Here is a 24,685-nt window from a genome sequence, read left to right as displayed (position 1 = left end):
TTATTCGTGGGTGGTATGTTCAACTGGGAGCCATGTATCATCTAAATTATTATGGCCCATGCCGGTGTTAGCTTCTTCTATACGGAAAACGTGCACCGGCATTTCATGCGGACGCAGCTCTACGTAATTCCATTCGTTTTGCCAGGTATAGCGGTGTTCGGTCAGTAGGTCGTGCACCATGTATTGCTCACCTTGCGGGAGTTCCAACTCAGTCATCGGCACCTGTACCCAACCCGACTGTGTGTGGTAGGGGTCCATGTTGGCTACTACCAGTATTTTGTTTCGCTTGGTATTATCCCATTTAGCAAAGCATAAAAACTGAGGGTTATCGGCTTCACCAAAAGCAATATTCCAGGTGGTTTGCAGCGCCGGGTTTACTTTACGTATTTTATTTATGAGCGTAATAACTTCTGAAACCTTCGTTTTCTTGCCCCAGTCCCAGTGCTTTACTTCATACTTTTCGGAGTCTATGTATTCTTCCTTTCCCGGGTAAGGTGTGCCCATTGAGAACTCATATACCGGACCATACAAGCCATAGTTTGATGAAAGGGTTGCCGCTAAAACCACACGCATAATGTGAGCAGGTTCTCCGCCGTGCTGCAGCACTTCCGGTAAAATATCAGGTGTGTTAGGCCAGAAGTTAGGGCGGTAATATTCGCGCATATCGGTTTTGGTAAGTTCCGTCAGGTACTCGCGCATCTCCTGCGGGTTGTTGCGCCAGGTAAAGTATGTATAGGATTGTGTGAAGCCGATCTTACCTAATCGCTCCATCACCCTAGGACGCGTAAAAGCCTCTGCCAGGAAAATGACCTGCGGATGCTGTGCCCGCACTTCACGTATCATCCACTCCCAGAAATGAAAGGTTTTAGTATGCGGGTTATCTACCCTGAAAATATGTACCCCCTGCTCTACCCAGTGTAATACTATACTTTTAAGCTCCTGCCACAGATTCTGCCAGTCTTCGGTTTCGAAATTAACAGGCAGCACATCCTGGTATTTTTTAGGTGGATTTTCAGCGTACTGTACGGTGCCATCCGGTCGCCATTTAAACCATTGCGGATGCTCTTTTACATATGGGTGGTCAGGTGAGCATTGTATGGCAAAATCGAGCGCTACTTCAATGCCATGCCCACGGGCTTCGTGTACAAAATGCCGGAAATCATCCAGTGTGCCCAGTTCCGGAAGTATAGCTTTGTGCCCACCTTCTTCAGCACCAATGGCCCACGGTGAGCCCGGCTCTCCCGGCTCTGATGTTACCGAATTGTTCTTGCCTTTTCTGAAAGCACGGCCAATCGGGTGTATGGGTGGCAGGTAAATCGTATCAAATCCCATTTCTGCAATGCGCGGTAACAGCCTTACACAATCCTGGAACGTGCCGTGGCGGTTTGCTTCCTGCGCCGACGACCTTGGAAAGAACTCGTACCAGGTGCTGAACAACGCTTTATGTCGCTCAACATCAACCTGTAAAATTTTACCATAGGTAGTTACATTTTTGCGGTCGCAACAGGCGTGCATCAGTTCTGAAATATCATGCCCTGTAGCCAGTTCTACACCACTGGCTGCAGATATATTACCACGAAGTTGCTGTGCCCATTTGTGCAGCCTTTTCTGCTGACCTGGCTTTGCGGTTGAAGCCGCTTCTTCGATAAGCTGAGCGCCAATCTGTAATTCTACGGTGATGTCCTGGTTGGCTTCAAACTTTTTGCGCAGCCCTTTCTGCCAGGTATAAAAATGATCGATCCAACCTTGCAAAGTATATTCAAACAGCCCCATAGCATCGGGTACAAATGTGGCCTGCCAGCGGTCGTTGCCCAGGAACTGCATCGGCATCTCGTTCCATTTCTTTTTACGGCCATGCCTGTAGAGCAACACTGCTTTTACTTCATCGTGGCCATCTCCAAAAATATCAGCGGTAACAGTTAGTTCTTCACCTACTACCCTTTTAACCGGGTACTGTCCGCAGTTCAGCTCAGGTTTAACGTTTTCAATAATTACTCTGTGGGTTCCGTCCAGTCCTTCCATGTATACAATAGCTTTGGTCTGTAGTTACTTGCCCGCCCTAAATAGGTTGCAGTTAAGTTCATATCATACGGGCAGCACGGCTATCGGTATGCGACCGAACCTGAGACACTGGTAAAATTATACTTTGCTTTTACTAAAAACCCACAACCTAAACCCCTTAGGCACAGTTTATCCTGCATAGTATAAATTTAAAAGTATGGGAATAACCAGAGAGATAGGCGCACATTATGTGCAGGAGAAAGGCACCACGTTTACATTTTGGGCTCCGGATGCAGAACAGGCAGAAGTAGTATTACATGTAAACTCAAAACAAACTATACCCTTGCAGCGCGAAGCTTTCGGCTATTGGGTTGGGTTGGCAGAAGATGCAAAACCCGGCACCCGCTATACTTTCAAACTTGATAACGATAAAGAATTTCCCGATCCGGCATCTCAGTCGCAGCCGGATGGGGTGCATGAAGCATCGGAAGTTATCAGCCATACCTATAACTGGACTGACCAAAACTGGAAAAACCTGCCGCTGGAAGAATATATTATTTACGAGCTGCACGTGGGTACTTTCTCGGAAGAAGGCACTTTTGAAGGCATCATTAATAAACTTCCTGAACTTAAAGATTTAGGAATAACTGCCATTGAGCTTATGCCGATTGCCCAGTTCCCGGGAGAGCGGAACTGGGGTTACGATGGCGTTTACCCGTTTGCAGCGCAGAACAGCTATGGCGGACCTGAAGGTTTAAAAAAACTGGTTGATGCGTGCCACAAGGCAGGTATAGCCGTGGTGCTGGATGTAGTATACAACCACCTGGGTCCGGAAGGAAACTATACTTCCAGCTTTGGACCATACTTTACCGAAAAATACAACACGCCCTGGGGTGCAGCTCTCAACTTCGATGATGCTCACTCCGACCATGTCCGTAATTTCTTTATTCAAAATGCGCTCATGTGGCTACGAGATTTTAAGATTGATGCCTTACGCCTGGATGCGGTGCATGCTATACTTGACACAGGTGCCAAACATTTTCTGCAGGAACTGCAGGAGCATGTAAACCACCTGGAGCAGCAACTACATAAACCTTTTTACCTGATAGCGGAAAGTGACTTGAATGATGTGAGATTAATCAACCCGATTGAAAATGGAGGTTATGGTCTGGCAGCACAGTGGATGGACGATTACCACCATGCCATACATACTGTAACCACCGGCGAAACAGACGGATATTACTCAGATTTTGGTAAACCGGAACATTTGGTAAAGACCCTGAAGCATTCGTTTATCTACAACGGCATGTATTCAGAGTATCGTAAACGAACTATAGGCACCGATGCCACGGCTAACCCCGCTAAGCAGTTTGTAGTCTGTTCGCAAAACCACGACCAAGTAGGCAACCGCATGCTGGGCGAGCGCCTTACAAAACTTGTATCCTTTGAGATGCTGAAACCTATTGCGGCACTGGTTATACTTTCGCCTTACACGCCCATGCTGTTTATGGGTGAAGAATACGGAGAAGAAAATCCGTTCCAGTTCTTTGTGAGCCATTCCGATAAAGATCTGGTAGAGGCAGTACGTAAAGGCCGTAAAGAAGAATTTGCGTCCTTTGCTTGGCAGGGCGAAGCACCCGATCCACAATCAGAAGAAACCTTCAACAATTCCAAACTACAGCATAGTTATACTGAAAGCGAAAAGCAAAACCAACTCCGGAAGTTCTATAAAGAACTCATTCAGCTTCGGAAATCTGTGTTAAAGAAGTTATGCAAAGAACAGTTAGAAGCAACGCTGAACGAAGAGGAGACCGTCCTGCAATTTACCCATACATCAGCCGGACTGCGCTGCGTAATCAATTTCAGTGACCAGCCACAAACTATAACAGGCACACAAGGCTGGCAGCTTGTTCTTAACTCTGCAGATACAAAGTGGGGTGGCCCTGGTAGCGACAATTATACTTCCGGAGTCATCACCCTGCAGCCAGAATCCGTTTTAGTACTTCAGGCAAAAGCTTAGAGTATGGAGCGATACATTTGTATACACGGTCACTTTTACCAGCCCCCGCGGGAGAACCCCTGGCTTAACGAAGTGGAGATGCAGGAATCGGCCAGCCCATACCACGACTGGAATGAGCGCATAACCGACGAATGCTATGCCCGCAACTCAGCTTCCCGAATTCTGGATAACGAAGGCGCTATAGTAGACATCCTGAATAATTATGCCTGGATGAGTTTCAACTTCGGGCCTACACTGCTGGAGTGGATGGAGAAAAAAGCTCCTGAAACCTACCAGGCTATACTTGCTGCCGATAAGGAAAGTCAGCAGCGTTTCTCGGGGCATGGCTCAGCTTTAGCACAGGTATATAACCACATGATTATGCCGCTGGCTAATGAGCGCGATAAACATACGCAGGTACTTTGGGGAATCTATGATTTCAGGAAACGCTTTGGCCGCGATCCCGAAGGCATGTGGCTGGGCGAAACGGCCGCCGATACACCCACCCTGGAAGTACTCGCTGCACATGGCATAAAGTTTACTATACTTTCACCATACCAGGCCAAAAGCTACCGGAAAATAGGCGAAACAAACTGGCACGACGCCAGGAATGCACATATAAACCCCAACCGGCCTTACCTGTGCCACCTGCCCTCAGGTAAAACGATCGTATTGTTCTACTATAATGCTCCAATATCGCAGGGGGTGGCCTTTGAGGGCTTGCTGCACAACGGAGAAAAATTTACCCGCAGGCTTATAAATGAGTTGGATTTCCACAGCACGGAACCGCAACTGCTGCACATCGCAACTGACGGAGAGACTTACGGCCATCACCACCGCTTCGGCGAAATGGCATTATCTTATACTTTGCATCACCTGCATAAGGACCCGCAGGCAAAGCTTACCATTTATGCCGAGTACCTCGAGAAACATCCGCCTCAATACGAAACACAGATCATAGAGAACAGCTCGTGGAGCTGCTTTCATGGGGTGGAGCGCTGGCGTAGCGATTGTGGCTGCAACACGGGTGGTCATCCGACCTGGAACCAGAAATGGCGCACCCCGCTCAGGGCATCTTTTGATTGGCTCCGGGACGAACTGGAGCCGCTGTATGTAAGCCAGATGCTGCAATTGAAAGCTGACCCGTGGCAGAGCCGCAATGATTATATACAGGTAATAGCAGACCGATCAGAAGAAAGTATACGCCAGTTTATACTTGCCCACACGCAACGGCAGCTAAGTATTGACGAGCAACGAACTTTTCTGAAACTACTGGAAATGCAGTATCATGCGATGCTGATGTATACCAGTTGCGGATGGTTTTTTGACGAAGTTACAGGAATAGAAACCATGCAGGATATCCTGTATGCAGCCCGTGCCCTGCAACTGGCAGAAAGCATCAGCGGAAAAGACTACGAAACTACTTTCCTGCAGCACCTCAAAGATGCTGAAAGTAACAAAAAAGAGTATAGAAACGCTGCAGAAGCATACCAGGCTATTGCCAAAACCACTATGCTCGACCTGCTACGTGTTGGTGCTCATTATGCGGTTTCCTCTCTGTTTTCAGTGCATGCCAAAACACAGCAGCTTTATAGTTACACGGTTACCTCAGAGCAACATGAAAACCAGGAAGCAGGCAGACAAAAACTGGCTGTAGGTCGTGCCCGCATCCGTTCCAACATAACCCTTGATGAGACAACAATTACATATGGCGTACTTCATATTGGCGACCACCAGTTGCTGGGAGGCGTGCGCGAGTTCAGGGGAGATGATGTGTTTCATTCGCTTTACAAAGAACTGTCAGATGCTTTTAACAAAGGCAATGTCAGCGAAGTGATCATGCTGATCGACAAACACTTTGAATCGCACAGCTACTCTTTCTGGCACCTCTTCCGCGACGATCAGAACAAGATAATGAGTGAAGTGCTGGGGCAAACCATGCACGCTATTGAAGGAGACTTTGAGCAGGTTTACAACAACAACTTTCCGCTGATGCTTGCCATGCGCACACTGAACATGAAGCTGCCGCGGCCCCTGCAGGTCATTGTAGAATACATGATCAACAAAAGATTGCTGGAAGAAATAGAAGCAGATTCCCCTGACTTGGACGAGATGTACCGCCTCCATGCCGAAGCCGAACGCCTGCAACTAAAACTGGAACTGGAACCTATCACATTTGCTGTATCGCACCGGATGGAAGAGTTTATGAAACAACTGGAAGAGCAGCCGGAAAATCTGCCCCTGATGGAGAAACTGAACAAACTGCTGAAGGTGCTGCAAACAACTACCCTGCAACCTGATTACTGGCACGCACAGAACATCGCGTTCCGCATGAAGCAACAACTATATGCTCGCCATGCCACCGACCACGAGTGGCAAAACCAATTCAGCGCCCTATACGATAACTTAAACATGAAAGCATAATATGACATATATACCCCTGGCTACTTACCGTTTACAACTCTCGCCTAACCTTAAACTAAAGGAGGTAAAAGAGTTGATCCCGTATTTGCACAACCTTGGCATCAGCACCATTTATGCAGCACCATTTTTTACAGCAGCTCCCGGCAGCGAACATGGGTATGACGTGGTGAACCCGCACCAGATAAATCCGGAAATTGGCACGCTGGAAGAACTGGAAGAGATTGCGGAGGAACTGCGCAAGTATAAAATGGGCTGGCTGCAGGATATTGTGCCGAATCACATGGCCTATCACCCTACCAACGTCTGGTTGATGGATGTGCTGGAAAAGGGTCAGAAATCAAACTTCTATACTTTTTTCGATATCGACTTTGCACACCCTGAATTTGAAGGGAAAGTGATGGTTCCATTCCTGGGGGAACCGCTGGAGAAGGTACTGGAACAGGGGCAACTGAAGCTTACTTTTGATGAAACGGGTTTTCATATTGCATACTTCGATAACGTATACCCGGCAAGTATAAACTCCTACCCATACCTGCTGCAGAAACTGGCAGATGATTCCGGTAATCAAACTATAAAAGAAAAGCTGCAACACCTGGAGCAAACTATAGCATCTGATAAATTAGACATAGCCCGCTGGCAACAGGCAAAGCAGGACCTGCATTCAAGTATAAACGATGATGCTACTTTTAAAAAACTATTGGCAAGTATAAACTCAAACCAAAAAGCTTTACAGGAACTGCTCGATCTTCAGTTCTTTAAACTCTGTTTCTGGCAGGAGTCGCAGCAAAAAATGAATTACCGCCGCTTCTTTACTGTAAATGACCTTATCTGCCTGAGCATTGAAAAGCCGGAAGTATTTGAGAAGTATCACCAATTTATAAAACAGCTCTGCCAGCAGGGTCTGGTACAAGGCCTGCGCGTTGACCACGTAGACGGTTTATTTGACCCGGACAAGTACCTGCAACAGTTACGCGAAATGGCTGGCGACAATATGTACCTGGTGGTAGAGAAGATACTGGAAGGCGAAGAACTTATGCCTGACTACTGGCCGATACAAGGCAATAGCGGCTACGATTTTCTGGCGTGGGTAAGCAATGTATTAACCGACCCTAGCGGCGAAGAAAAGCTGACAGAAGTATACCAGCGTACAGTACCAACTGCCACCACCGATTATGAAAAACTGGTATTTGACAAGAAGCTTTTTATACTGGAAAAACGCATGCAGGGTGAGCTGCAGAACCTGCTGCGCCTGCTGCAACACCTGCAAATTGTGCCGCAGGATTACGAAGAAATCTGGTACCATGCACTTGCAGTATGGCTGGCATCCTTCCCGATCTACCGCGTTTATGGCAACAGTTTCCCGTTGCCCCAGGTCGCTCATGAGGTTATAGAAAAAGCCTATGCCACCGCGATGGAGAAAGCTCCCGAACGACAGGAACAACTGGAAGCGCTCCGCAAAGTATACCAGCCCGACCTGAGTGAACCGGAAGACCTGCTGAAGGATAAACTATACTTTGTAATGCGCAGCCAACAGTTTACAGGCCCACTTGCAGCTAAAGGTGTAGAAGATACAGCTTTCTATAACTATAACCGCCTGATCTCACTCAACGAAGTAGGCAATAGTCCGGAAATTTTTAACCTGAGGCCTGAGCAGTTTCATAAGCACATGCAAGGCAGGCAGCAACAGTTTCCTTATTCCATTAACGCTACTGCCACCCACGATACCAAACGTGGAGAAGATGCCCGGTTACGCATAAATGTTATCAGCGAATTACCTGAAGAGTGGGAACAACAGGTGCAGCAATGGATAGACGTTGCCGTAGATCTGGCCCCAGGAATGGTACCCCGCCGAAACGACTTATACTTTATTTTCCAGGCGCTACTGGGTGTGGTGCCTATGGATGAAAAGATAGACGACTCGCTGATAGAACGTGTACAGGAATATATTACCAAAGCCCTGCGCGAAACAAAAGCCCGTACCAACTGGACCAACCCTAACGAAGAGTATGAAGAAGCTACCAAAGAACTGGCACAGAAACTTCTTAAAAGCGACAGCTTTTTAAAACTGTTCCTGCCGTTTTTCAGAAAGCTGTCGCACTATGGCTGGCTCTATAGTTTAAACCAGTTGCTCTTAAAGCTTACCTGTCCCGGCGTGCCAGACATTTACCAGGGTTGTGAGCTTTGGGACCTGAGCCTGGTAGACCCTGATAACCGCCGTAAAGTAGATTATAGTTTGCGTCAGAACTACCTGGAAGAACTGCAAAAACTGGACAACAACGAAACGGCTCAGCTACACCGTCAACTGCTGCATGAACCAGAATCTGGCTGTGTAAAATTATACCTGCTCTATAAGATCTTAGCTGTTCGTAATGCTTTCCGGAGTGTGGCAGAAAATGGAGATTATATGCCGTTGCAGACAACGGGTAAGTATAAAAACCACATACTTGCTTTTGCACGCGTGCTTAACCAGCAGTGGTTAGTAGTGGTTATTCCACGTTTGCTTGTGCAGCTTGTCCCGGAAAAAGAAATACCGCTAGGTAATAAGGTTTGGGATGATACGGCTGTAATACTTCCGGGAGGTGCGCCTGTGCAATGGAAAGATGAACTGGGCAACCGCGAAGTAACTGCAAACGGAGAACTAAGTATAGCAATTTTAACAGAAACATTTCCTGTAGCACTTTTAACCGGTAGTAAAGTATGATTATAAATAAACGTAGCTGTGGTATTCTGCTTCATATTACTTCCCTCCCATCGGCATACGGTATCGGTGATCTGGGGCCTGAAGCGTATAAATTTGCTGATCTGATGGAAGCAGCCGGGCAGCGTTACTGGCAGATCTTGCCCCTGAACCCAACAGAGATGGGGATGGGTAATTCTCCGTATAGCAGCCATTCTGCCTTTGCCGGTAACCCGCTGCTCCTGAGCCCGGACCTCCTCCTTCAGGATGGACTTCTCACCAAAAAAGATTTAAAGCACAACTACAAATTCAACGATAGCAGAGTAGATTACGAAGCAGCTACTGCCTTCAAGAAAGAAATCTGGCAGAAAGCTTATACAAACTATAAAGCCAATGGTTTTGCGAATCTGAAAAAGGAATTTGAAGCATTTCTGAAGGAGCATGCTGCCTGGGTAGAAGAGTATAGTCACTTTGTGGTTTTCCAGAAATACTTCGAAGGTAAAGGTTGGTCAGAGTGGGATAACGATATTAAAACCCGCAAAAAAAGTGCTGTTCAGAAGTTGGAAAAAGAGCTAGCTGCCGAAATTGAAAAAGAGCAGTTTCTGCAGTTCCTGTTTTACCGCCAATGGGAGAACCTGACGGCCTACTGCCAGGAGAAAGACATCCACTTTATCGGTGATATGCCATTTTATGTAAGCTACGACAGTGCCGATGTATGGGCTAACCCTACTTACTTTAAACTGGATAAAGATGAAAGACCCAGTGCCGTGTCAGGAGTTCCGCCAGATTTTTTCAGTGAGACCGGGCAGTTATGGGGTACCCCTGTTTATGACTGGAAGATGCTCTCAAAGCATAACTTCGATTGGTGGCTACGTCGCATCGACCATAACCTGAAACTATTTGGTTTACTGCGGTTAGACCATTTCCGTGCTTTTTCTGCTTACTGGGAAGTACCTGCCAATGAAAAAACTGCCGTAAACGGGAAATGGGTAAAATCTCCGGGCAATGAGTTGCTTACCCTGATCAAAAGGCACCACCCTGAAATGCCTATTATAGCTGAGGACCTGGGAGATATCGACCAGCCGGTACGCGACCTCATCAAAGATTTTAATTTGCCAGGCATGCTGGTATTGTTGTTTGCATTCGAAAGCAATGAAAACGCTTTTGACAGCTCTTTCTTACCCCATAATCATAAGCGAAACAGCCTTGTTTACACGGGCACACACGATAACAGTACAGTTAAGGCGTGGTTTAAAGATGCCAAAGCCAGCGACAGGCGCATGCTAAGTAACTATACTTTTCAGCAGGTGACTAAAGATAATGTGCATGAGATCATGCTCCGCCTGGCCTATTCTTCTGTATCGCAATTAGCTATAGTTCCGATGCAGGATATATTAGGTTTAGGACACGAAGCCATCATGAATCGACCATCTACTTCTGATGGAAACTGGGAATGGCGACTGCAGAAAAATGAATTTACAGGCAAGTATGTAAAATGGCTGAGGGGTTTGGCAGAGACCTATGGCAGAATTTAATATCGAAAATAGTGTTCCTGCAACTTGAGTTGTACATGTCCTGTTTTAGAAGGTGAAGTAGGTTGAAGTAACCTCAACTATAAAACCTGCTGGTTGTTTGTTATATCCGGGGAAAAGCTTATTTTAGAAGTGCCGGCGGATTAACACCAAAAGCACATCTCCCACCTTAGCACTAAAACTATGGCTTACGCAACTTCCGAAATTGCTTTAGGCACACAGGCACCCGACTTTGCCCTGCTCGATACTGTTACAGGTAAACTTTTTTCATTGCGCGATGTAGCTACCAGCAAGGCAACCGTGATCATGTTTACCTGCAACCACTGCCCTTATGTGCTGCATATACTTGATAAAGTAGTGGAAGTTGCCAAGAAGTATCAGCAACAGGGAGTTGGTTTTGTAGCCATCAGTGCAAACGATGCTGCCACTCAGCCACAGGTTGGGCCGGAGAAAATGAAGGCACTGGCACAGGAGCATGGCTTTTCGTTCCCATACCTTTACGACCAGACCCAACAAGTAGCCAGAACCTACCAGGCAGTCTGCACACCAGAGTTTTTCGTATATGATGCCAGTATGCGTTTGGCGTACCACGGCCAGTTCGATAGCTCCCGACCAAATTCAGACATCCCGGTTACGGGCGCAGATCTTACAAATGCACTGGATGCGCTGCTACAAGGCCGGCAACCTGCAGAAGAACAGCATCCTGCCGTAGGTTGCAGTATTAAATGGAAGCATCCGTATTAACTGGCAGGTCGTTATTGGGATTTGTATTTACAAGTTCGGCCATCGCAGTAGCATGATCCAGGTACTGTGAAGTATAGGTATCGCTATTGGCATGTATATACATAGCGGTGTTGCCCATTACGGTATTTATGATACCTTCATGTTCTTCCATAGGGAGTGCAGGGCAACCCAGGCTTCTGCCTAGTCTTCCAGCTTTTGCAATAACCTCCGGACTTGCGTATTCAGCACCATGAATCACAATACATCGGTCTAACGCATTTGTGTTAAAACCCTCATCCAAGCCTTCTATCTTAAGCGAGAGTCCATGCTTACCTTTATAGGTATTTTGGGTCACGTAAAACCCGATGCTGCTCATATAAGATTTATCGTCATTCGAGAAATTCTCCGCAAACTCCAGCCCTGAGTTTCGGCCATGCGCTACATAGGTATGGTGCAACACTTCTTTCTTTTCAATGTCTACTACCCATAGCCTTTTCTGGGTGGATGATTTGGTAAAGTCTACCATCGTCAGCACTGGTTTATCAGATAATTTCCCCTGGTGCTTCATGTTATAATAACCGGTCAGTGCCTTACTGAATACCTCATACTTTAGCCCTGACTGGCCCAACCCCATTTCATTATAAAGACTATAAGCCACCTGATCAAACTGCATGATCTTATAGTTGGCAACAGTAGTTTTGTTTGTACTTTTAACGTTCTTTTTAGCCGCACTACTGCTGATAGGCGAAGCCATTGGCGAAAAAATAAGTGGTGCAAAAAGTGGAAAAAGCCGTTTTGCTACCATCTTTTTACGAGTGCGCCATCCCGGTTTTTTCTTTTCCTTTTCTTCTTTTATTCTTCTCATACAGTCTTATTGTACGCCCTGCACCAGTCATTGTTTATTTACAGCCAGTAAACCCTACATATAACTATTATCTGTAATGTTACTTACAGCCTTTGCCTGTTGATCATTTTCACTGATTTAATACTAGTATAAAGTACAGCAGCAGAGGTGGTAAAAGAATAAAACAAATAGAGTATAAGCCGTATACCTGCACTATAGTTTCCCGAGAAACTGATTTCTGATTATATTTGAAGTAGAGAAGCAATTTGCAACTATAACTTTTACCTATTTGAAATTAGCCGCTATCGACATAGGATCTAACGCCGTGAGGTGCCAGATATCCAGTGCTCTTAACCAGGATGCTAGTGTTATTTTTAAAAGAATAGAATACATCCGTTACGCTATCCGTTTCGGTGAAGATGTTTTTAATACCGGTTACATCAGCGAGCTTAAAATAGATAAGTTTGTAAAGTTACTACACGCTTTTCAGTTGTTGCTGGATGTGCACGATGTAGACCATTTTATGATCTGTGCTACCTCTGCCATGCGTAATTCTCAGAATGCGCACGAAATTTTGCAGCTGGTACAGGAGAGGCTCGGCCTGACCATAGATGTGATAGATGGTGTAGCTGAAGCTGAACTGATCAATAAAGTTATTGTTAACTTCCTGGACGAGCGTAACTACCTGCACATTGATGTAGGCGGCGGCAGCACAGAATTTAACATCTATGTAAATCGCGAGAAAGTAGCTTCACAATCCTTTGAGCAGGGTTCTATCCGCCATATGCACGGCAACGACTCCCTGGAGCTTTGGAACACGATGCGCCTTTGGATAGAAGATAATGCCCGCAGATACCAGCTTTCAAGGGCTATAGGTACGGGAGGTAACATCAATAAAATTTTCGATATGGCAGGCAAAATACCAGGTAAGCCTATCTTCAGAAAACAGATTGAGGAAGTAGTAACGATGGTATCGCAGATGAGTATGGAAGATCGCATTACCAAACTACTCCTGAACCCCGACCGTGCTGATGTAATCTTACCTGCAGCCGAGATATACTTATCAGCTATGAAATGGGCAAAACTGGAAAGCATGATGGTGCCCAATGTGGGTTTGAAGGATGGCATGATTCACGCGCTTTACGAACAGCATCATCCGGAGAGGTTTGTGATTAGTGGTATAAATTAAGGTTGTTCTTCTGGAGTCATAGTTTCAATTTTGTTGTCCCGAACAATAGTAGATTTTATACTTCTTATAGTTACCCCTGTCATTTCGAGCGTAGTCGAGGGGTCTTATATGTCCTATAGTTGAGTCTTAATGCTTATTTGAACCAAGCTATACTTTCAAAGTACCTGTAATCCTGGGAGCTCTACTTGTCTACAGTTACCATAGTTTACTTTGGTGCGCTCACGGCCGCGGGGCCCCGTCTTCGGGCATCGCGCTGCTGATTTGAAGCTGCCTTCGCTAAAGCTCAGGCTGGCTTCGCCACCGCAACAAATCAAAGGCGCTCAACCCAAAGACTGAGATCAGTTCGATAGTAGCTACTATGGTTACATGTACTAGTATAGCTTTTAGCATTTCCTACAGTGTATTTCCGAACGGACAGGTCGCGACCTGTCCGTTTCTGTAACTATAGAACTATATGTTTAACTATAGCAATAACAGAAGTGTCCCCTTGAGGGGACTATAGGGGTGTTGAAACACCAACTATGAAACTATAATACAAACTATAGCAACGACTGTAAAACTCCCCGCATTAGACAAGGAGGGGATAAAGGGGTTGTTGGATCAACAACAACTATAAAACAAACCTCATACCTCCGAAAAGCAAAAAAGGTAGACAAGCTACCTTTTATAAACTGATCGTCTGGATGGCTTTTATACCAGCTCTATATCTGCATGTTCGTAGATGCTTCGGTTGTAGAACACTTTATGGATATCGATAACATCTTCTCCGGCCGCCGGGCGTCTTTTTACATAAGTACCGTCTTCGCGCATAATGTATGAGTTATAGTTATCCAAGAGGTTATAGTGCAGAATGGTGATGGCCTCACGTTTCAATTCTTCATTTAGGATCAGGAACAACGCTTCTATCCTTCTATCGAAACTACGCACCATTACGTCGGCACTACCGCTGTATACTTTCGGATCGCCGCTGTTATGGAAATAGTAGATTCTGCTGTGCTCCAGGTATTCCCCAACTATAGATTTTACAAATATATTCTCGCTTAGGTCTTCACGGCCCGGGCGCAGACAGCAGATGCCACGAACGATCAGTTTTATAGGAACACCTGCTTTAGATGCCTTATAAAATTCGTCCATTACTTCTTTGTCTTCCAGGGAATTTATCTTGATAACGATACCGCTCTTAAACCCTCGTTTGGCATTGCGGGCTTCGTTCCGGATGAGTTCTATCAACTGGCTACGCAACCCTTTCGGAGATGTCATCAGCGATTTATACTCATTCGGACGCGAATGACCGGTAATTACATTAAAAAATTCCGACACATCGTGTGCATATACTTCGTCAGTACTTAGTAAACTAACATCAGAGTACAGGCGGGCTGTTTGCTCGTTATAATTACCACTTCCAATGTGTACATAACGCGTTACCTTCTCCCCTTCCTTCCGTATGATCATCATCATTTTGGTATGCGTTTTATACTTGCTGATACCATAGATCACAAAGCATCCGGCCTTCTCCAGCTTCTCCCCTTCGCGCAGGTTGCGCTCTTCATCAAAGCGGGCTTTCACCTCAAACAACACCGATACGTGCTTACCATTTTCAGCAGCTTTTAACAGAGCAGCTGTAACCCGGCTTTGGTCTGCTAACCTGTAAATAGTTTGCTTTATACCCAACACATAGGGGTCTTCGGCGGCACGCTCCAATAGCTGCACTACGGGCTCCATGCTGTTGTACGGGTGATGCAGCAACACATCGTGCTCTTTCAGGTACTGGAACAGGTCGATGCCATCACTTGGCAGGCTCAAAGGCATCACCGATGACGGCTGCTTAAAACATCTTTCTTTAAATTGCCTGTGGTTGATGATCTGCCAAAGTGCCCGCAGGTCTATCAGGCTGTTGATGGTGAAAACGTTCGCATTATCTATGATCCAACGCTCCTTCAGAATCTTCATCATAAAAGCTGATGGATTCCGCTCCACTTCCACACGTACAACGCGGCCTTTCTTACGGGTTTTCAGCTTAGATTTAATTTCCTGTACAAAGTCAGCATCAATATCATCTGATTCTTCCAATGTGAAATCGCCGTTACGCGTAATCCGGAACAGGTTAACCGATACGATCTCCACATTGCGGAACAGCTTCTTTATCTTCCAGCGGATAATCTCCTCAATTGGCACAAATATGATTTTGTCCTTCCGGTTGATCTCGTAGAAACGCGCCAGGTTCTGTGGTATCTGTACAAAGGTTAAACGGTCCTGTGCCTTCTGTTCATCGTCGGTGCGGGTAACCACGCCAAAGGTAAGCAGTTGGTTCATCAGCAACGGGAAACCATGGTAGTTATCAAATACCATGGGCGTAAGCAACGGGAAAATAGTATTCTTAAAGTATGAGTCTACTTTCTTTTGCTCAATCTCGGTCAGTTCGCCAACCATCAGCACATCAAAACCATGCTTCTCGAAAAGCGGCTTCAGCTCGTTGTTGTAGGTCAGGTACTGGTCGTTCACAAAGCGGTGCGAGTAATCTAAAAGCTTTTTACGGAAAGGCAGTTCACGCAACCCTGAATAATCCAGTCGCTCTTTACCATAGTCGATGTAGTTGTACAAGCTGCCCACCCGGATCATAAAGAATTCATCCAGGTTAGAGGATGTAATGGCGAGAAACTTCAGCCTGTCGAAAATAGATTTATTAGTGTCGCGGGCCTGGTCGAGTACACGGTAATTAAAGCGCAGCCAGCTCAGGTCGCGGCTAATGTATTTACTTTTCTTTATCTGGTCAGAAACCTTATTTATAAGCATGTTCTCAGGGTGATTTAAAGGACGGCAGCTGTTATTATTTAACAAACCTGCCTAAGCTTATATATGCTGTAAAATATATTTAGTTGCTTAAATGCTAAGATAATTTTTGTTAATCAAATTGTATAACAATTTGTGTAAATCTGAAGGCCTGATTCTAATTCTTTTAAGGATTGACTTAACCTGTTGCTTTCTCTAAGTATGAAAAACAAAAGAAACAGCACCTCCTGCTTAAGAAAGTGCTGTTCCATTCAATCCACATACATGCTGTTATTCCTGCAGGCACAGCGGATAACTATAGTTAGAACTTCTGGCGTCTACCACTCTGAAAAGATCATTATCACCTGACAAACTTAATTGTCCGTTATCACCACAGGTAAGTGATACAGCAGGTACATCTTTACGATTGGTTTCTAGAGTTAAAGTGTTTCTTAGATCCGATCCATGCTCTATTTTAAACATAGTTCCAGGTTTCATTCCATTGCCGTTCATCAAGGATTCGGTACCCATTCTTGCTTTTACATTAATTGGTCTTGTACCTACATACTGTAACCACAGCTTGTTTACAGGAGCTGAACAGAGACTTACGCAACGCCCTGCTCCTTCAACACACATTTGTATTCTGGCTATCGCACCGGAACCATTCAAGGACCGCTTATCACCAAACGTTACAATAGCTTTTGCTACGCCTGGTACATTTTCCAGACTTACAAATAATGGGTTTTTATCTCCGGTAACAGGTATTTCTTTTGACAATAATAATTGCCCTGTATTGCTGAACAACTCTATTTTAGAGCCTTTCTCGTCTGTATCAATATCTGTCAAGATCATATCCCTGACAGTCGCGGAGCCTGAAGGAGTAAAATCAATTATTATACGACCTCCTGTCTGGTTAATTCCGTCGCCAGATTCATTGGGTACAGTAAGCATGTTGCTTACCCCCAAAACTATTGCATCCATAAAACCAATCAACTCCGGTGTTTCCCTTCCACCAACCAACATAGCATGCGTTTCAGGCAAGTACTTCCCGTTACTTGCCCGCCGTTGCGTAGTTACGTGCATTAAAGCACCATTTTCTTCTACAGTGGTAACTAAACCAGGTGAGGCTGTCGCGCCAAAACTTTGTATTAAGTTGCAAACTGCGTCAGTCCATCCAACTAATTCTTCCTGGTTAGAGGTGGCTAAAGGCTTTACTGCATCTTCCTCAGTATTACAGCCTGCCATAAATAAGATCATTGATCCCGTAAAAATTAAGTGTTTAATAGGTTTAGTCATGGTGTAGCAATTAGGTTTATAAATAAAGTTTAGCTCATCAATAGCACAATAAATTTATAATACACATAACTTAAGTACCATGTTATAAATTAAGATGGTTTATTTTATGATTCCTATACATTAAATGGTTAACCCATTATATAAAATGGTAAACCCAAAATTAGATGTTGTGAAAGATGGGCGGGCGTAAGTGCAGACACCTAATTAGCAAGTAATTGCATTTAAACAAAAAGACCAGCCATTACAGCTGGTCTTTCACGATATCATATTATAAGAAATTATACTTACTCGTCGAGGTCAGATTGAAGGCTACTCCAGCTGAATACGTAGGCAACACCTGCACCTACTGATAAGCCCATGATTGGGGAGCGATATGTAAAGTCGCGATAGCTTTGGCCTGAGTCTGCTGCTTTCTCGAAAGATTCCGGTGTTAAATACCTGGATCTGGTGCCGGTCAGAAATTCTATACTTCCTTCAAAACGCCATTTACCACTACCGATCTGCAAACCGGCCCTGGTGCCATACCCTAGCGAAAACGACGTGAATAAGGGATCATCATCAGTTGCAATATCATCATTGTCATAACTCATGAAACGGAAACCCAGTAAAGCATAAGCAAACGGATGTACGTACTTACCTATTGATCCTTTCCCACCTAAATGAAAGGTAACCAGGTTCATATCTGCTTCCAGATTGGAATTTGCATCGTAACCCAGAATATTTTTAGAATAGCTTACGCCTCCTGCCCAAGGCTTACTCACCGAAGGTTTTATAGTTATACCCGGCTCATACCCAATGGCAGCATAGGTTTGCCCGAACTTCCCATAAAACCCGGTACCACGGGCTTTAAGAGACAGATCTACCTGAGCACTAACAATAGCCGGATAAAAAAATGAACAGGCCAGAACTATAAGAGCAGCCTTCAAATTTTTCATGAATTAAACTTATTTCAAGTTTTGGTTTTTTGGTGCAATGCTACTAAATATCCGGTTGAATGCCACTGCTGCCAGAGAATATATTTTTATCAGTATTAGTCACCGCCTGCGCTACCAAAACTTTATTAAACTCTGAGGTAAGTTCTGTTATACCTAACTATTAAGTTAAAGTAATTACTCTGTTTGTTCTTGCTGCGATTTATACTTGCTATAGCTCAACCGCCAACGCTTTACAGGCTGCTCAAAATTAAGGGAACCGGGTATGGTTATATATTCTTTTTCCAGCTCAAAGCCTACCTTTTGCAGTGTTTTGTTCGGGGCGGGATTTAATGCATAAGGTTCGCAATATAATGTTTTTAACTGCAGGTTCTCGAAGAAGTATGGCAACGACATTTTTACAAGCGCTGAACCTAGCCCCTGTTTACGAATATCTGAGCGCCACATGTGCAGGTGCATGTAAGCTTCTTCGCCAAACATGATCTTGTTTATATTAGAGTGCCCTACTGCCTGACTATCCACTTCCCAAATAACACAGTAAGATTGCTTTTCGTGGAGTGGTGCGTTTAGCTGTGCCTGCAGCATTTGGGTAAGCTGCTGGCGGGTAGGAAGTTTAGCCATGTCTACTCCCATACCTATAAGGTGCTCCGAATCAGATTTTAGCCAGTAATCCGCAATAAGTGTAATATCCTGCTCCTGGAGTTCTCTTACTGATAAGTTGCTGTGCATAAAATATAGTTTGCTTCAAGTTATTTTAACGAATTAGCCTGTACTTCTTCGGCTGTTAACCCAAAAATTGGTGGTGTTTTCACATCCAGCATATTCAGGTAAATATAGAGCTGTGCCCTGTGGTGAATTTCGTGCTCAACCATAGCGCGTAGCCATTTCCAGGTTGTAATTTCTCCGCCACCAGGAGTTACGCATTTTCGCTGCAGGTCTTCATCGCTTAGCCTACTGAAAATCTCTACAGACTCCTGATGCATGGCATTAAAATAAGTAACTATATTCTCATACCCATCAGCCAGTTCTTTTCCGCAACCGTGGTAACAACTTGGCTTACCCTGTACGTTTTCGGCATACATGTAACGCTCTATGGCTGCAATGTGCCTTACAATATCTGCAATCGTAAACTTGCCAGGTTTATAGCTCCAGTCTATTTTATCCGGCGGAATCACCTGCACCACCCGGTTCGTACGCTCCCGAATACGCTCATAATAATCCAGAAATGACTTTATAGAAGTTATTTCCATAGTTTAGGTAGGTTAAGGCTTCTAACGGCTTGGTACATAAGGTGAGTAAGACGTAGCCGAAGCTTTGCTCATGTACATGGTTAGCAATTGTTTTTTCTTATTCTATCTCAAACATATACCCTGGAGAAACAGGCGGTACCCACGAATCTATTTGTGCCTTAATCTCAACAGACTCCCTATTGTTCCTTACCCAACCACCTATGTTCAACTCCTTAGGATCAATAATGCTTCTACCGATAAATATCTTGTACCACCCTTGTTTCGAAATCTTGTTTCTAGCATCAAGCACCCAATCCTCCAGCTTTATGATAAATTTACCATCTTTTGAACTGCTCCACCTCAAATCTTCCTTCATTTCCCTTAGTTCCTCAACGCAAGAGTCATATAATGCGTCATCCTGATGCTTTATTTCTCTGTCAAGAAATTCCTTCAGCTTTATTAAATCATCTTTGGAGTTCAGCTTATCTTTAAGTATCTGCTCATTTTTATTCTTCTCATCAATTTCATAGATTTCATCAATCAGCCACTCCGATAAGGAATCTTTCACTAACTCAATTCCTGTGAAAAGTATCGTGTTTGACTTTAGTATCTCTATTTTATTATTCACGTGATTGAAATGGGTGCTAACGGACTCGGACAGGCTGTGGGTGAGGCATAGCCGAGACTAATGCCTGTGCTGGGTTAGCACACTTAGTTCTACCCCGCATAATCTATTTTTTTGAGTATAAGATTCCCATTCTCAACCGTAAAGAGATAAACAGTTGATGACTCTGCACAGCCAATTGTTTCATCAACTAAGAAGCTGTTATTTTGCAGAAGGCTAAAACCTTCATTTTCTCTATCTATAGAAAGTTGAAGCATATCAGGGCATTCTTCGCTGTCTGGCTCATACTCTTTTGGGGCAGAGTGAAAAGAATAACTCTTATCAAAGCTGCTGTTTTCCTTCAAGGAGTCCATATCGACGGACATTAGGAAATCAGCTAAATCATCTTTTGTTAGCCGAGGAAAGCTCAATTTCTCTTCTGCCGTCATTTGACTCGGTTGCTTTGCCTCATAAGATTGAATTTGACTAAGGAAATTTTCAATCTGCCTATAGTCGCCACTTTCAATCTGTTGTTTTAACAATTTGAATTCTGCGAGCATGTCTTTCTGCTCATCATTTCGGCCTCTTGAGCTGTCATTACTTAAAATTTCTGACTCAGCTGCTACTCTTTCAGAAGTAGTTTCATTAGCCTGAATATCATTCGTATCATTAGCACACCCTAAGCATAAAACCAGGAGTGAAACCAGTAAACAACTTTTCTTCATTTATGAATTTCTATGAGTGCTAACTAGTAGATAAACAAAAACATACGCTTATCTGCACTATAGGCGTAAGTATAAATGCATATCCTAAAATTACTCAACTTGAATATACATTAATTCTGCATTTAATCTTATGCAGTACCAACAAAAAAGCCGGCTATACTTTAGAAGTATAGCCGGCTTTTAAATTATTGATAAAGTACTTACACGTCTACACGTGCATACTTGGCATTACGCTCGATAAAGTCACGGCGTGGACCAACTTCGTCGCCCATCAGCATCGAGAACAGGTGATCTGCTTCGGCTGCCGATTCTATACTTACACGTTTTAAGCTGCGTGTAGAAGGGTCCATGGTTGTGTTCCAAAGCTGTTCCGGGTTCATCTCACCAAGACCTTTGTAACGCTGCACACCTACACTGTCTTCCTTACCTTTGCCAATTTCTGCAATCGCATCAATACGGTCCTGCTCACTCCAGCAATAACGCTCTTCTTTACCTTTTTTAACCAGGTATAGCGGAGGCAATGCAATGTAGATATAACCATTCTCGATCAGTTCGCGCATGTAGCGGAAGAAGAACGTAAGTATAAGTGTACGAATGTGCGATCCGTCGATATCGGCATCCGTCATGATGATGATACGGTGGTAACGAAGCTTCTCCATGTTCAGGGCTTTTTCGCCATCTGCCGTACCAAAGCTCACACCCAGCGCCGTAATCATGTTCTTGATCTCTTCGTTCTCGTAGATACGGTGCTCCTGCGCTTTCTCCACGTTCAGAATTTTACCACGAAGCGGAAGTATAGCCTGGAACTTACGGTCGCGGCCCTGCTTGGCAGAACCACCCGCAGAGTCACCCTCTACCAGGTATATCTCGCAGTTCTCCGGATTATTATCAGAGCAGTCGGCTAGTTTACCAGGTAAGCTGGTACCGGAAAGCACGTTCTTACGCTGCACCATTTCGCGGGCCTTACGGGCTGCGTTACGGGCCTGTGCGGCAAGTATAACTTTCTGCACAATGGTACGGGCTTCCTTCGGATTTTCTTCCAGGAACTGGGTCAGCATTTCGCCAACGGCTACATCCACTGCACCAGAAACTTCAGAGTTACCCAGTTTGGTTTTTGTCTGACCTTCAAACTGTGGTTCAGCCACTTTAACGGAGATAACAGCCGTCAAACCTTCCCTGAAGTCATCACCAGCAATGTCAATTTTCAACTTATCCAGCATACCTGATTTCTCAGCATATGATTTCAAAGTACGGGTAAGGGCACGGCGGAAACCGGCTACGTGCGTACCACCCTCTATGGTGTTGATGTTGTTAACGTAAGAGAAGATGTTCTCCGCATACGATGTGTTATACTGCAGAGCAATCTCTACAGGCACACCGTTTTTCTCACTCTCTACGTGTATCGGCTCCGGGATCAGGTTCTCACGGGTCTCATCCAGGTAAGCCACGAACTCCTTCAAACCACCTTCAGAGAAGAAGGTATCGTTCAGCGGTTCGCCCTGCTCATTCAGTTCGCGCAGGTCTCTCAGGTTAATGCGAATACCTTTGTTCAGGAATGCAAGCTCACGTAAACGGCTGGCAACTGTATCATATTTATACTCAGTTACAGTAAAGATCGAAGCATCAGGTTTAAAGTGTACCTGTGTACCAGTTCTGTCTGTAGTACCGATTTCGCGTACCGGGTAAGCCGGCACACCAATGTTGTAATGCTGCTCAAACACTTTACCGTTGCGGTGCACTGTTACATGCAGGTCCGTGGATAGTGCGTTAACGCAGGATACACCTACACCATGCAAACCACCCGATACTTTATAAGTGTCTTTATCAAATTTACCACCGGCGTGCAGTACCGTCATAACTACCTCCAGGGCAGAACGGCCTTCTTTCTGGTGAAAATCTGTAGGAATACCACGACCGTTATCCGATACCGTGACAGAATTATCTTCGTTGATGGTAACATTGATCTCATCGCAATGGCCGGCCAGGGCTTCGTCTATAGAGTTATCTACTACTTCCCATACCAGGTGGTGTAAGCCTTTTATACCAATGTCGCCGATGTACATGGCAGGACGTTTACGAACTGCTTCCAGTCCTTCCAGTACCTGTATACTATCTGCTGAATAATTATTTGCTCTTTGTGCTTCTACTTCACTCATGTGTAATTAATAAGGTAGATTAGTAGGTAAAATTACCACTTTTATTTCGATTATGCTATACTTTCAGTGGCTAAAAACCACTGGCGCTACAAGCAGTAAGGTTTATACTTTGCCATGACGCAACAGCAACTATATAGCAACAAAATTATACCTGTATTAGTGCCTGTTTATCAACTTTATACCGCATAAAACACAAAGAGCTGCCAACTTGTGCTGGCAGCCCTCCGGCAATTAAAAACAGGAAAATAAGATTAGTCTATAAGGCGGGCTTTTACCCTCACGCGGGCAACCATGCGGCGGTTAAAGTCAAAGTAGTCGGGGCCGTAGGGTTGCAGGTTATCCAGTTCTTCTATACTTACGATTTCGTACCTGCTTCCAGGCCTGCCACCTTTCAGGAAATCAAGCTTTGCTTTAGCGTTGTCTATTGCTTTGGCTAGTATCTTTTGCTGCAGAGCAAGTTTCTTTTGGGGTTCTATAAATGTGCCGGTCATGTTCAGGCTGAATGGTATCTGGCGTTTCAGCATGTCCCTGGCAAGTTGCTCGTAAGTAGCGCTATCAGCCACATTTACAATATAAGTTACTCCCACCTGAAACAGCTCGCTGCTTGGTCGTTTGCTCATCTGTTCGGGCATGTAGTTTATGTATATATTGTCGTTTGTCTTTACCATGCCCGGCAGCACCTTGCGCATCGAGTCTGCCCACGCCTGAAATTTATCGCGCATGCTCATAGGTCCGTTATAGGAAAGTGTTAAGCGATAACCTGCATCTGGTGTTACTTCGTCGTACTCGCCTATTACTTCAAGGTAATTCTCTTCTTCGATTTCCTGCTTTTGACACCCGGCAAGTATAGCCGCGCTGCCACACAGAATTAGTGCCCAGATATAAATTCTTTTCATAGTTGTGTAAGGCTTTATATAGAACTTCTAATATCTATAATCGTGCCACAGGTTTAATTTTAGTTGTTGATTACTTGTTACCCGTTATTGGTGCTAAGAACTAACTGCCAACAACCAGTAACTACCAACTATATTTACGGCTATTCTTATACTTTATGAAAACTATAGTTTTGCTTTTGATCTCCAACATCTTTATGACTTTTGCCTGGTATGGCCACCTCAAGTATAAAGACGTATCGTTGTGGAAAGTTATACTTATCAGCTGGTTGATAGCCTTTTTTGAGTACTGTTTCCAGGTGCCGGCCAACCGCATCGGCCATGGGCAATTCTCTGCTTTTCAGCTCAAGACCATACAGGAAGTAATAACCTTGGTAGTATTTATCGGCTTTTCAGTTCTTTACCTGCGTGAAGAAGTAAAATGGAATTACATAGTTGGGTTTATACTTATACTTGCCGCCGTTTTCTTTGTATTCAAAAAGTGGTGATTCCAATTATAGTAACACCTTTTTAGTCAGAGAAATTATAATAATTGTGCTTACTGCTTATTGCTCATTATTTGCTGTCTGATGCTTACCACTTACTTTATACTGATAACTGCTTACTGCTACCTGTTTACTGATAACAAACAACCAATAACAACGCGGGCATCGTTAATAAATTAGATGATGTGTAACTTAAAAAGGAGGTAG

Annotated in this window: 18 protein-coding genes; 7 read left to right on the top strand and 11 right to left on the bottom strand. The window is 44.5% G+C overall.

Translation table 11 applies throughout. The annotated features are described in order from the left end of the window. Nucleotides 1-2,022, bottom strand: coding sequence for an alpha-1,4-glucan--maltose-1-phosphate maltosyltransferase (locus MJ612_RS01165; RefSeq protein ID WP_187028647.1), 2,022 nt, complete (start codon nt 2,020-2,022; stop codon nt 1-3). A 196-nt stretch (nt 2,023-2,218) separates the two neighbouring features. Between MJ612_RS01165 and treZ the strand changes: the two genes are divergently transcribed. From treZ to MJ612_RS01140, 5 genes are all read left to right on the top strand, one after another. Next, nucleotides 2,219-4,021, top strand: coding sequence for a malto-oligosyltrehalose trehalohydrolase (gene treZ, locus MJ612_RS01160; RefSeq protein ID WP_187028645.1), 1,803 nt, complete (start codon nt 2,219-2,221; stop codon nt 4,019-4,021). 3 nt (nt 4,022-4,024) lie between these two features. Continuing rightward, nucleotides 4,025-6,424, top strand: a complete 2,400-nt coding sequence (locus MJ612_RS01155) for a DUF3536 domain-containing protein (protein ID WP_187028643.1) — start codon at nt 4,025-4,027, stop codon at nt 6,422-6,424. A gap of 1 nt (nt 6,425) precedes the next feature. Next, nucleotides 6,426-9,125, top strand: coding sequence for a malto-oligosyltrehalose synthase (gene treY, locus MJ612_RS01150; RefSeq protein WP_187028641.1), 2,700 nt, complete (start codon nt 6,426-6,428; stop codon nt 9,123-9,125). Continuing rightward, nucleotides 9,122-10,636, top strand: a complete 1,515-nt coding sequence (gene malQ / locus MJ612_RS01145; RefSeq protein WP_187028639.1) for a 4-alpha-glucanotransferase — start codon at nt 9,122-9,124, stop codon at nt 10,634-10,636. The genes treY and malQ overlap by 4 nt, the downstream gene beginning before the upstream one ends. Before the next feature lie 180 nt (nt 10,637-10,816). Then, on the top strand, nt 10,817-11,377 hold the full coding sequence (locus MJ612_RS01140) for a thioredoxin family protein (RefSeq protein WP_187028637.1): 561 nt from the start codon (nt 10,817-10,819) through the stop codon (nt 11,375-11,377). Here MJ612_RS01140 and MJ612_RS01135 read toward each other — a convergent pair. Then, nucleotides 11,355-12,221 carry a murein L,D-transpeptidase catalytic domain family protein gene (locus tag MJ612_RS01135; RefSeq protein WP_250419008.1) on the bottom strand — a complete coding sequence of 289 codons (867 nt, stop codon included), beginning with the start codon at nt 12,219-12,221 and terminating at the stop codon, nt 11,355-11,357. The two genes, MJ612_RS01140 and MJ612_RS01135, sit on opposite strands and share 23 nt — an antisense overlap. 268 nt (nt 12,222-12,489) lie before the next feature. On the opposite strand from MJ612_RS01135, the gene MJ612_RS01130 reads away from it, so the two are divergent. Then, on the top strand, nt 12,490-13,389 hold the full coding sequence (locus MJ612_RS01130; RefSeq protein ID WP_187028635.1) for a Ppx/GppA phosphatase family protein: 900 nt from the start codon (nt 12,490-12,492) through the stop codon (nt 13,387-13,389). A gap of 690 nt (nt 13,390-14,079) precedes the next feature. Here MJ612_RS01130 and ppk1 read toward each other — a convergent pair. From ppk1 to MJ612_RS01085, 9 genes are all read right to left on the bottom strand, one after another. Next, nucleotides 14,080-16,182, bottom strand: a complete 2,103-nt coding sequence (ppk1, locus tag MJ612_RS01125; RefSeq protein ID WP_187028633.1) for a polyphosphate kinase 1 — start codon at nt 16,180-16,182, stop codon at nt 14,080-14,082. A 267-nt stretch (nt 16,183-16,449) separates the two neighbouring features. Beyond that, entirely contained in the window at nt 16,450-17,403 is a 954-nt protein-coding gene (locus tag MJ612_RS01120; RefSeq protein WP_187028623.1) for a hypothetical protein, read from the bottom strand. A 335-nt stretch (nt 17,404-17,738) separates the two neighbouring features. Continuing rightward, nucleotides 17,739-18,389, bottom strand: a complete 651-nt coding sequence (locus MJ612_RS01115) for a hypothetical protein (RefSeq protein ID WP_187028621.1) — start codon at nt 18,387-18,389, stop codon at nt 17,739-17,741. A 174-nt stretch (nt 18,390-18,563) separates the two neighbouring features. Beyond that, nucleotides 18,564-19,115, bottom strand: coding sequence for a GNAT family N-acetyltransferase (locus tag MJ612_RS01110; RefSeq protein ID WP_187028619.1), 552 nt, complete (start codon nt 19,113-19,115; stop codon nt 18,564-18,566). Between the two features lie 20 nt (nt 19,116-19,135). Next, on the bottom strand, nt 19,136-19,636 hold the full coding sequence (locus MJ612_RS01105) for a DinB family protein (protein ID WP_187028617.1): 501 nt from the start codon (nt 19,634-19,636) through the stop codon (nt 19,136-19,138). A gap of 97 nt (nt 19,637-19,733) precedes the next feature. Beyond that, on the bottom strand, nt 19,734-20,243 hold the full coding sequence (locus tag MJ612_RS01100) for a hypothetical protein (protein WP_187028615.1): 510 nt from the start codon (nt 20,241-20,243) through the stop codon (nt 19,734-19,736). 89 nt (nt 20,244-20,332) lie between these two features. Further along, the gene (locus tag MJ612_RS01095; protein WP_187028613.1) at nt 20,333-20,944 is read right to left on the bottom strand and encodes a DUF3450 domain-containing protein; all 612 of its coding nucleotides are present in this window, start codon (nt 20,942-20,944) and stop codon (nt 20,333-20,335) included. Between the two features lie 200 nt (nt 20,945-21,144). Continuing rightward, on the bottom strand, nt 21,145-23,100 hold the full coding sequence (gene gyrB, locus MJ612_RS01090) for a DNA topoisomerase (ATP-hydrolyzing) subunit B (protein WP_187028611.1): 1,956 nt from the start codon (nt 23,098-23,100) through the stop codon (nt 21,145-21,147). 251 nt (nt 23,101-23,351) lie between these two features. After that, the gene (locus MJ612_RS01085; protein ID WP_187028609.1) at nt 23,352-23,996 is read right to left on the bottom strand and encodes a hypothetical protein; all 645 of its coding nucleotides are present in this window, start codon (nt 23,994-23,996) and stop codon (nt 23,352-23,354) included. Nucleotides 23,997-24,151: 155 nt separating this feature from the next. On the opposite strand from MJ612_RS01085, the gene MJ612_RS01080 reads away from it, so the two are divergent. After that, nucleotides 24,152-24,481 (top strand): DMT family protein, encoded by a 330-nt coding sequence (locus tag MJ612_RS01080; RefSeq protein WP_187028607.1) that lies wholly within the window; start codon nt 24,152-24,154, stop codon nt 24,479-24,481. The last annotated feature ends 204 nt before the right edge of the window (nt 24,482-24,685 follow it).

It is taken from the genome of Pontibacter deserti (assembly GCF_023630255.1).
GTDB classification, from domain to species: Bacteria; Bacteroidota; Bacteroidia; order Cytophagales; family Hymenobacteraceae; genus Pontibacter; species Pontibacter deserti.
Note: the sequence above shows the minus strand (reverse complement) of the source record. Positions and strands in the feature narration are given on the sequence as shown.

Bases quoted from the DNA above. Each gene is read 5' to 3' on its own strand.
- MJ612_RS01155 (WP_187028643.1), top strand. From the start codon at position 4,025: ATGGAGCGATACATTTGTATACACGGTCACTTTTACCAGCCCCCGCGG.
- MJ612_RS01140 (WP_187028637.1), top strand. From the start codon at position 10,817: ATGGCTTACGCAACTTCCGAAATTGCTTTAGGCACACAGGCACCCGAC.
- MJ612_RS01165 (WP_187028647.1), bottom strand. From the start codon at position 2,022: ATGGAAGGACTGGACGGAACCCACAGAGTAATTATTGAAAACGTTAAA.
- ppk1 (WP_187028633.1), bottom strand. From the start codon at position 16,182: ATGCTTATAAATAAGGTTTCTGACCAGATAAAGAAAAGTAAATACATT.
- treZ (WP_187028645.1), top strand. From the start codon at position 2,219: ATGGGAATAACCAGAGAGATAGGCGCACATTATGTGCAGGAGAAAGGC.
- treY (WP_187028641.1), top strand. From the start codon at position 6,426: ATGACATATATACCCCTGGCTACTTACCGTTTACAACTCTCGCCTAAC.
- MJ612_RS01095 (WP_187028613.1), bottom strand. From the start codon at position 20,944: ATGAAGAAAAGTTGTTTACTGGTTTCACTCCTGGTTTTATGCTTAGGG.
- MJ612_RS01105 (WP_187028617.1), bottom strand. From the start codon at position 19,636: ATGGAAATAACTTCTATAAAGTCATTTCTGGATTATTATGAGCGTATT.
- malQ (WP_187028639.1), top strand. From the start codon at position 9,122: ATGATTATAAATAAACGTAGCTGTGGTATTCTGCTTCATATTACTTCC.
- gyrB (WP_187028611.1), bottom strand. From the start codon at position 23,100: ATGAGTGAAGTAGAAGCACAAAGAGCAAATAATTATTCAGCAGATAGT.
- MJ612_RS01080 (WP_187028607.1), top strand. From the start codon at position 24,152: ATGAAAACTATAGTTTTGCTTTTGATCTCCAACATCTTTATGACTTTT.
- MJ612_RS01085 (WP_187028609.1), bottom strand. From the start codon at position 23,996: ATGAAAAGAATTTATATCTGGGCACTAATTCTGTGTGGCAGCGCGGCT.
- MJ612_RS01120 (WP_187028623.1), bottom strand. From the start codon at position 17,403: ATGGCAGGCTGTAATACTGAGGAAGATGCAGTAAAGCCTTTAGCCACC.
- MJ612_RS01110 (WP_187028619.1), bottom strand. From the start codon at position 19,115: ATGCACAGCAACTTATCAGTAAGAGAACTCCAGGAGCAGGATATTACA.
- MJ612_RS01115 (WP_187028621.1), bottom strand. From the start codon at position 18,389: ATGAAAAATTTGAAGGCTGCTCTTATAGTTCTGGCCTGTTCATTTTTT.
- MJ612_RS01135 (WP_250419008.1), bottom strand. From the start codon at position 12,221: ATGAGAAGAATAAAAGAAGAAAAGGAAAAGAAAAAACCGGGATGGCGC.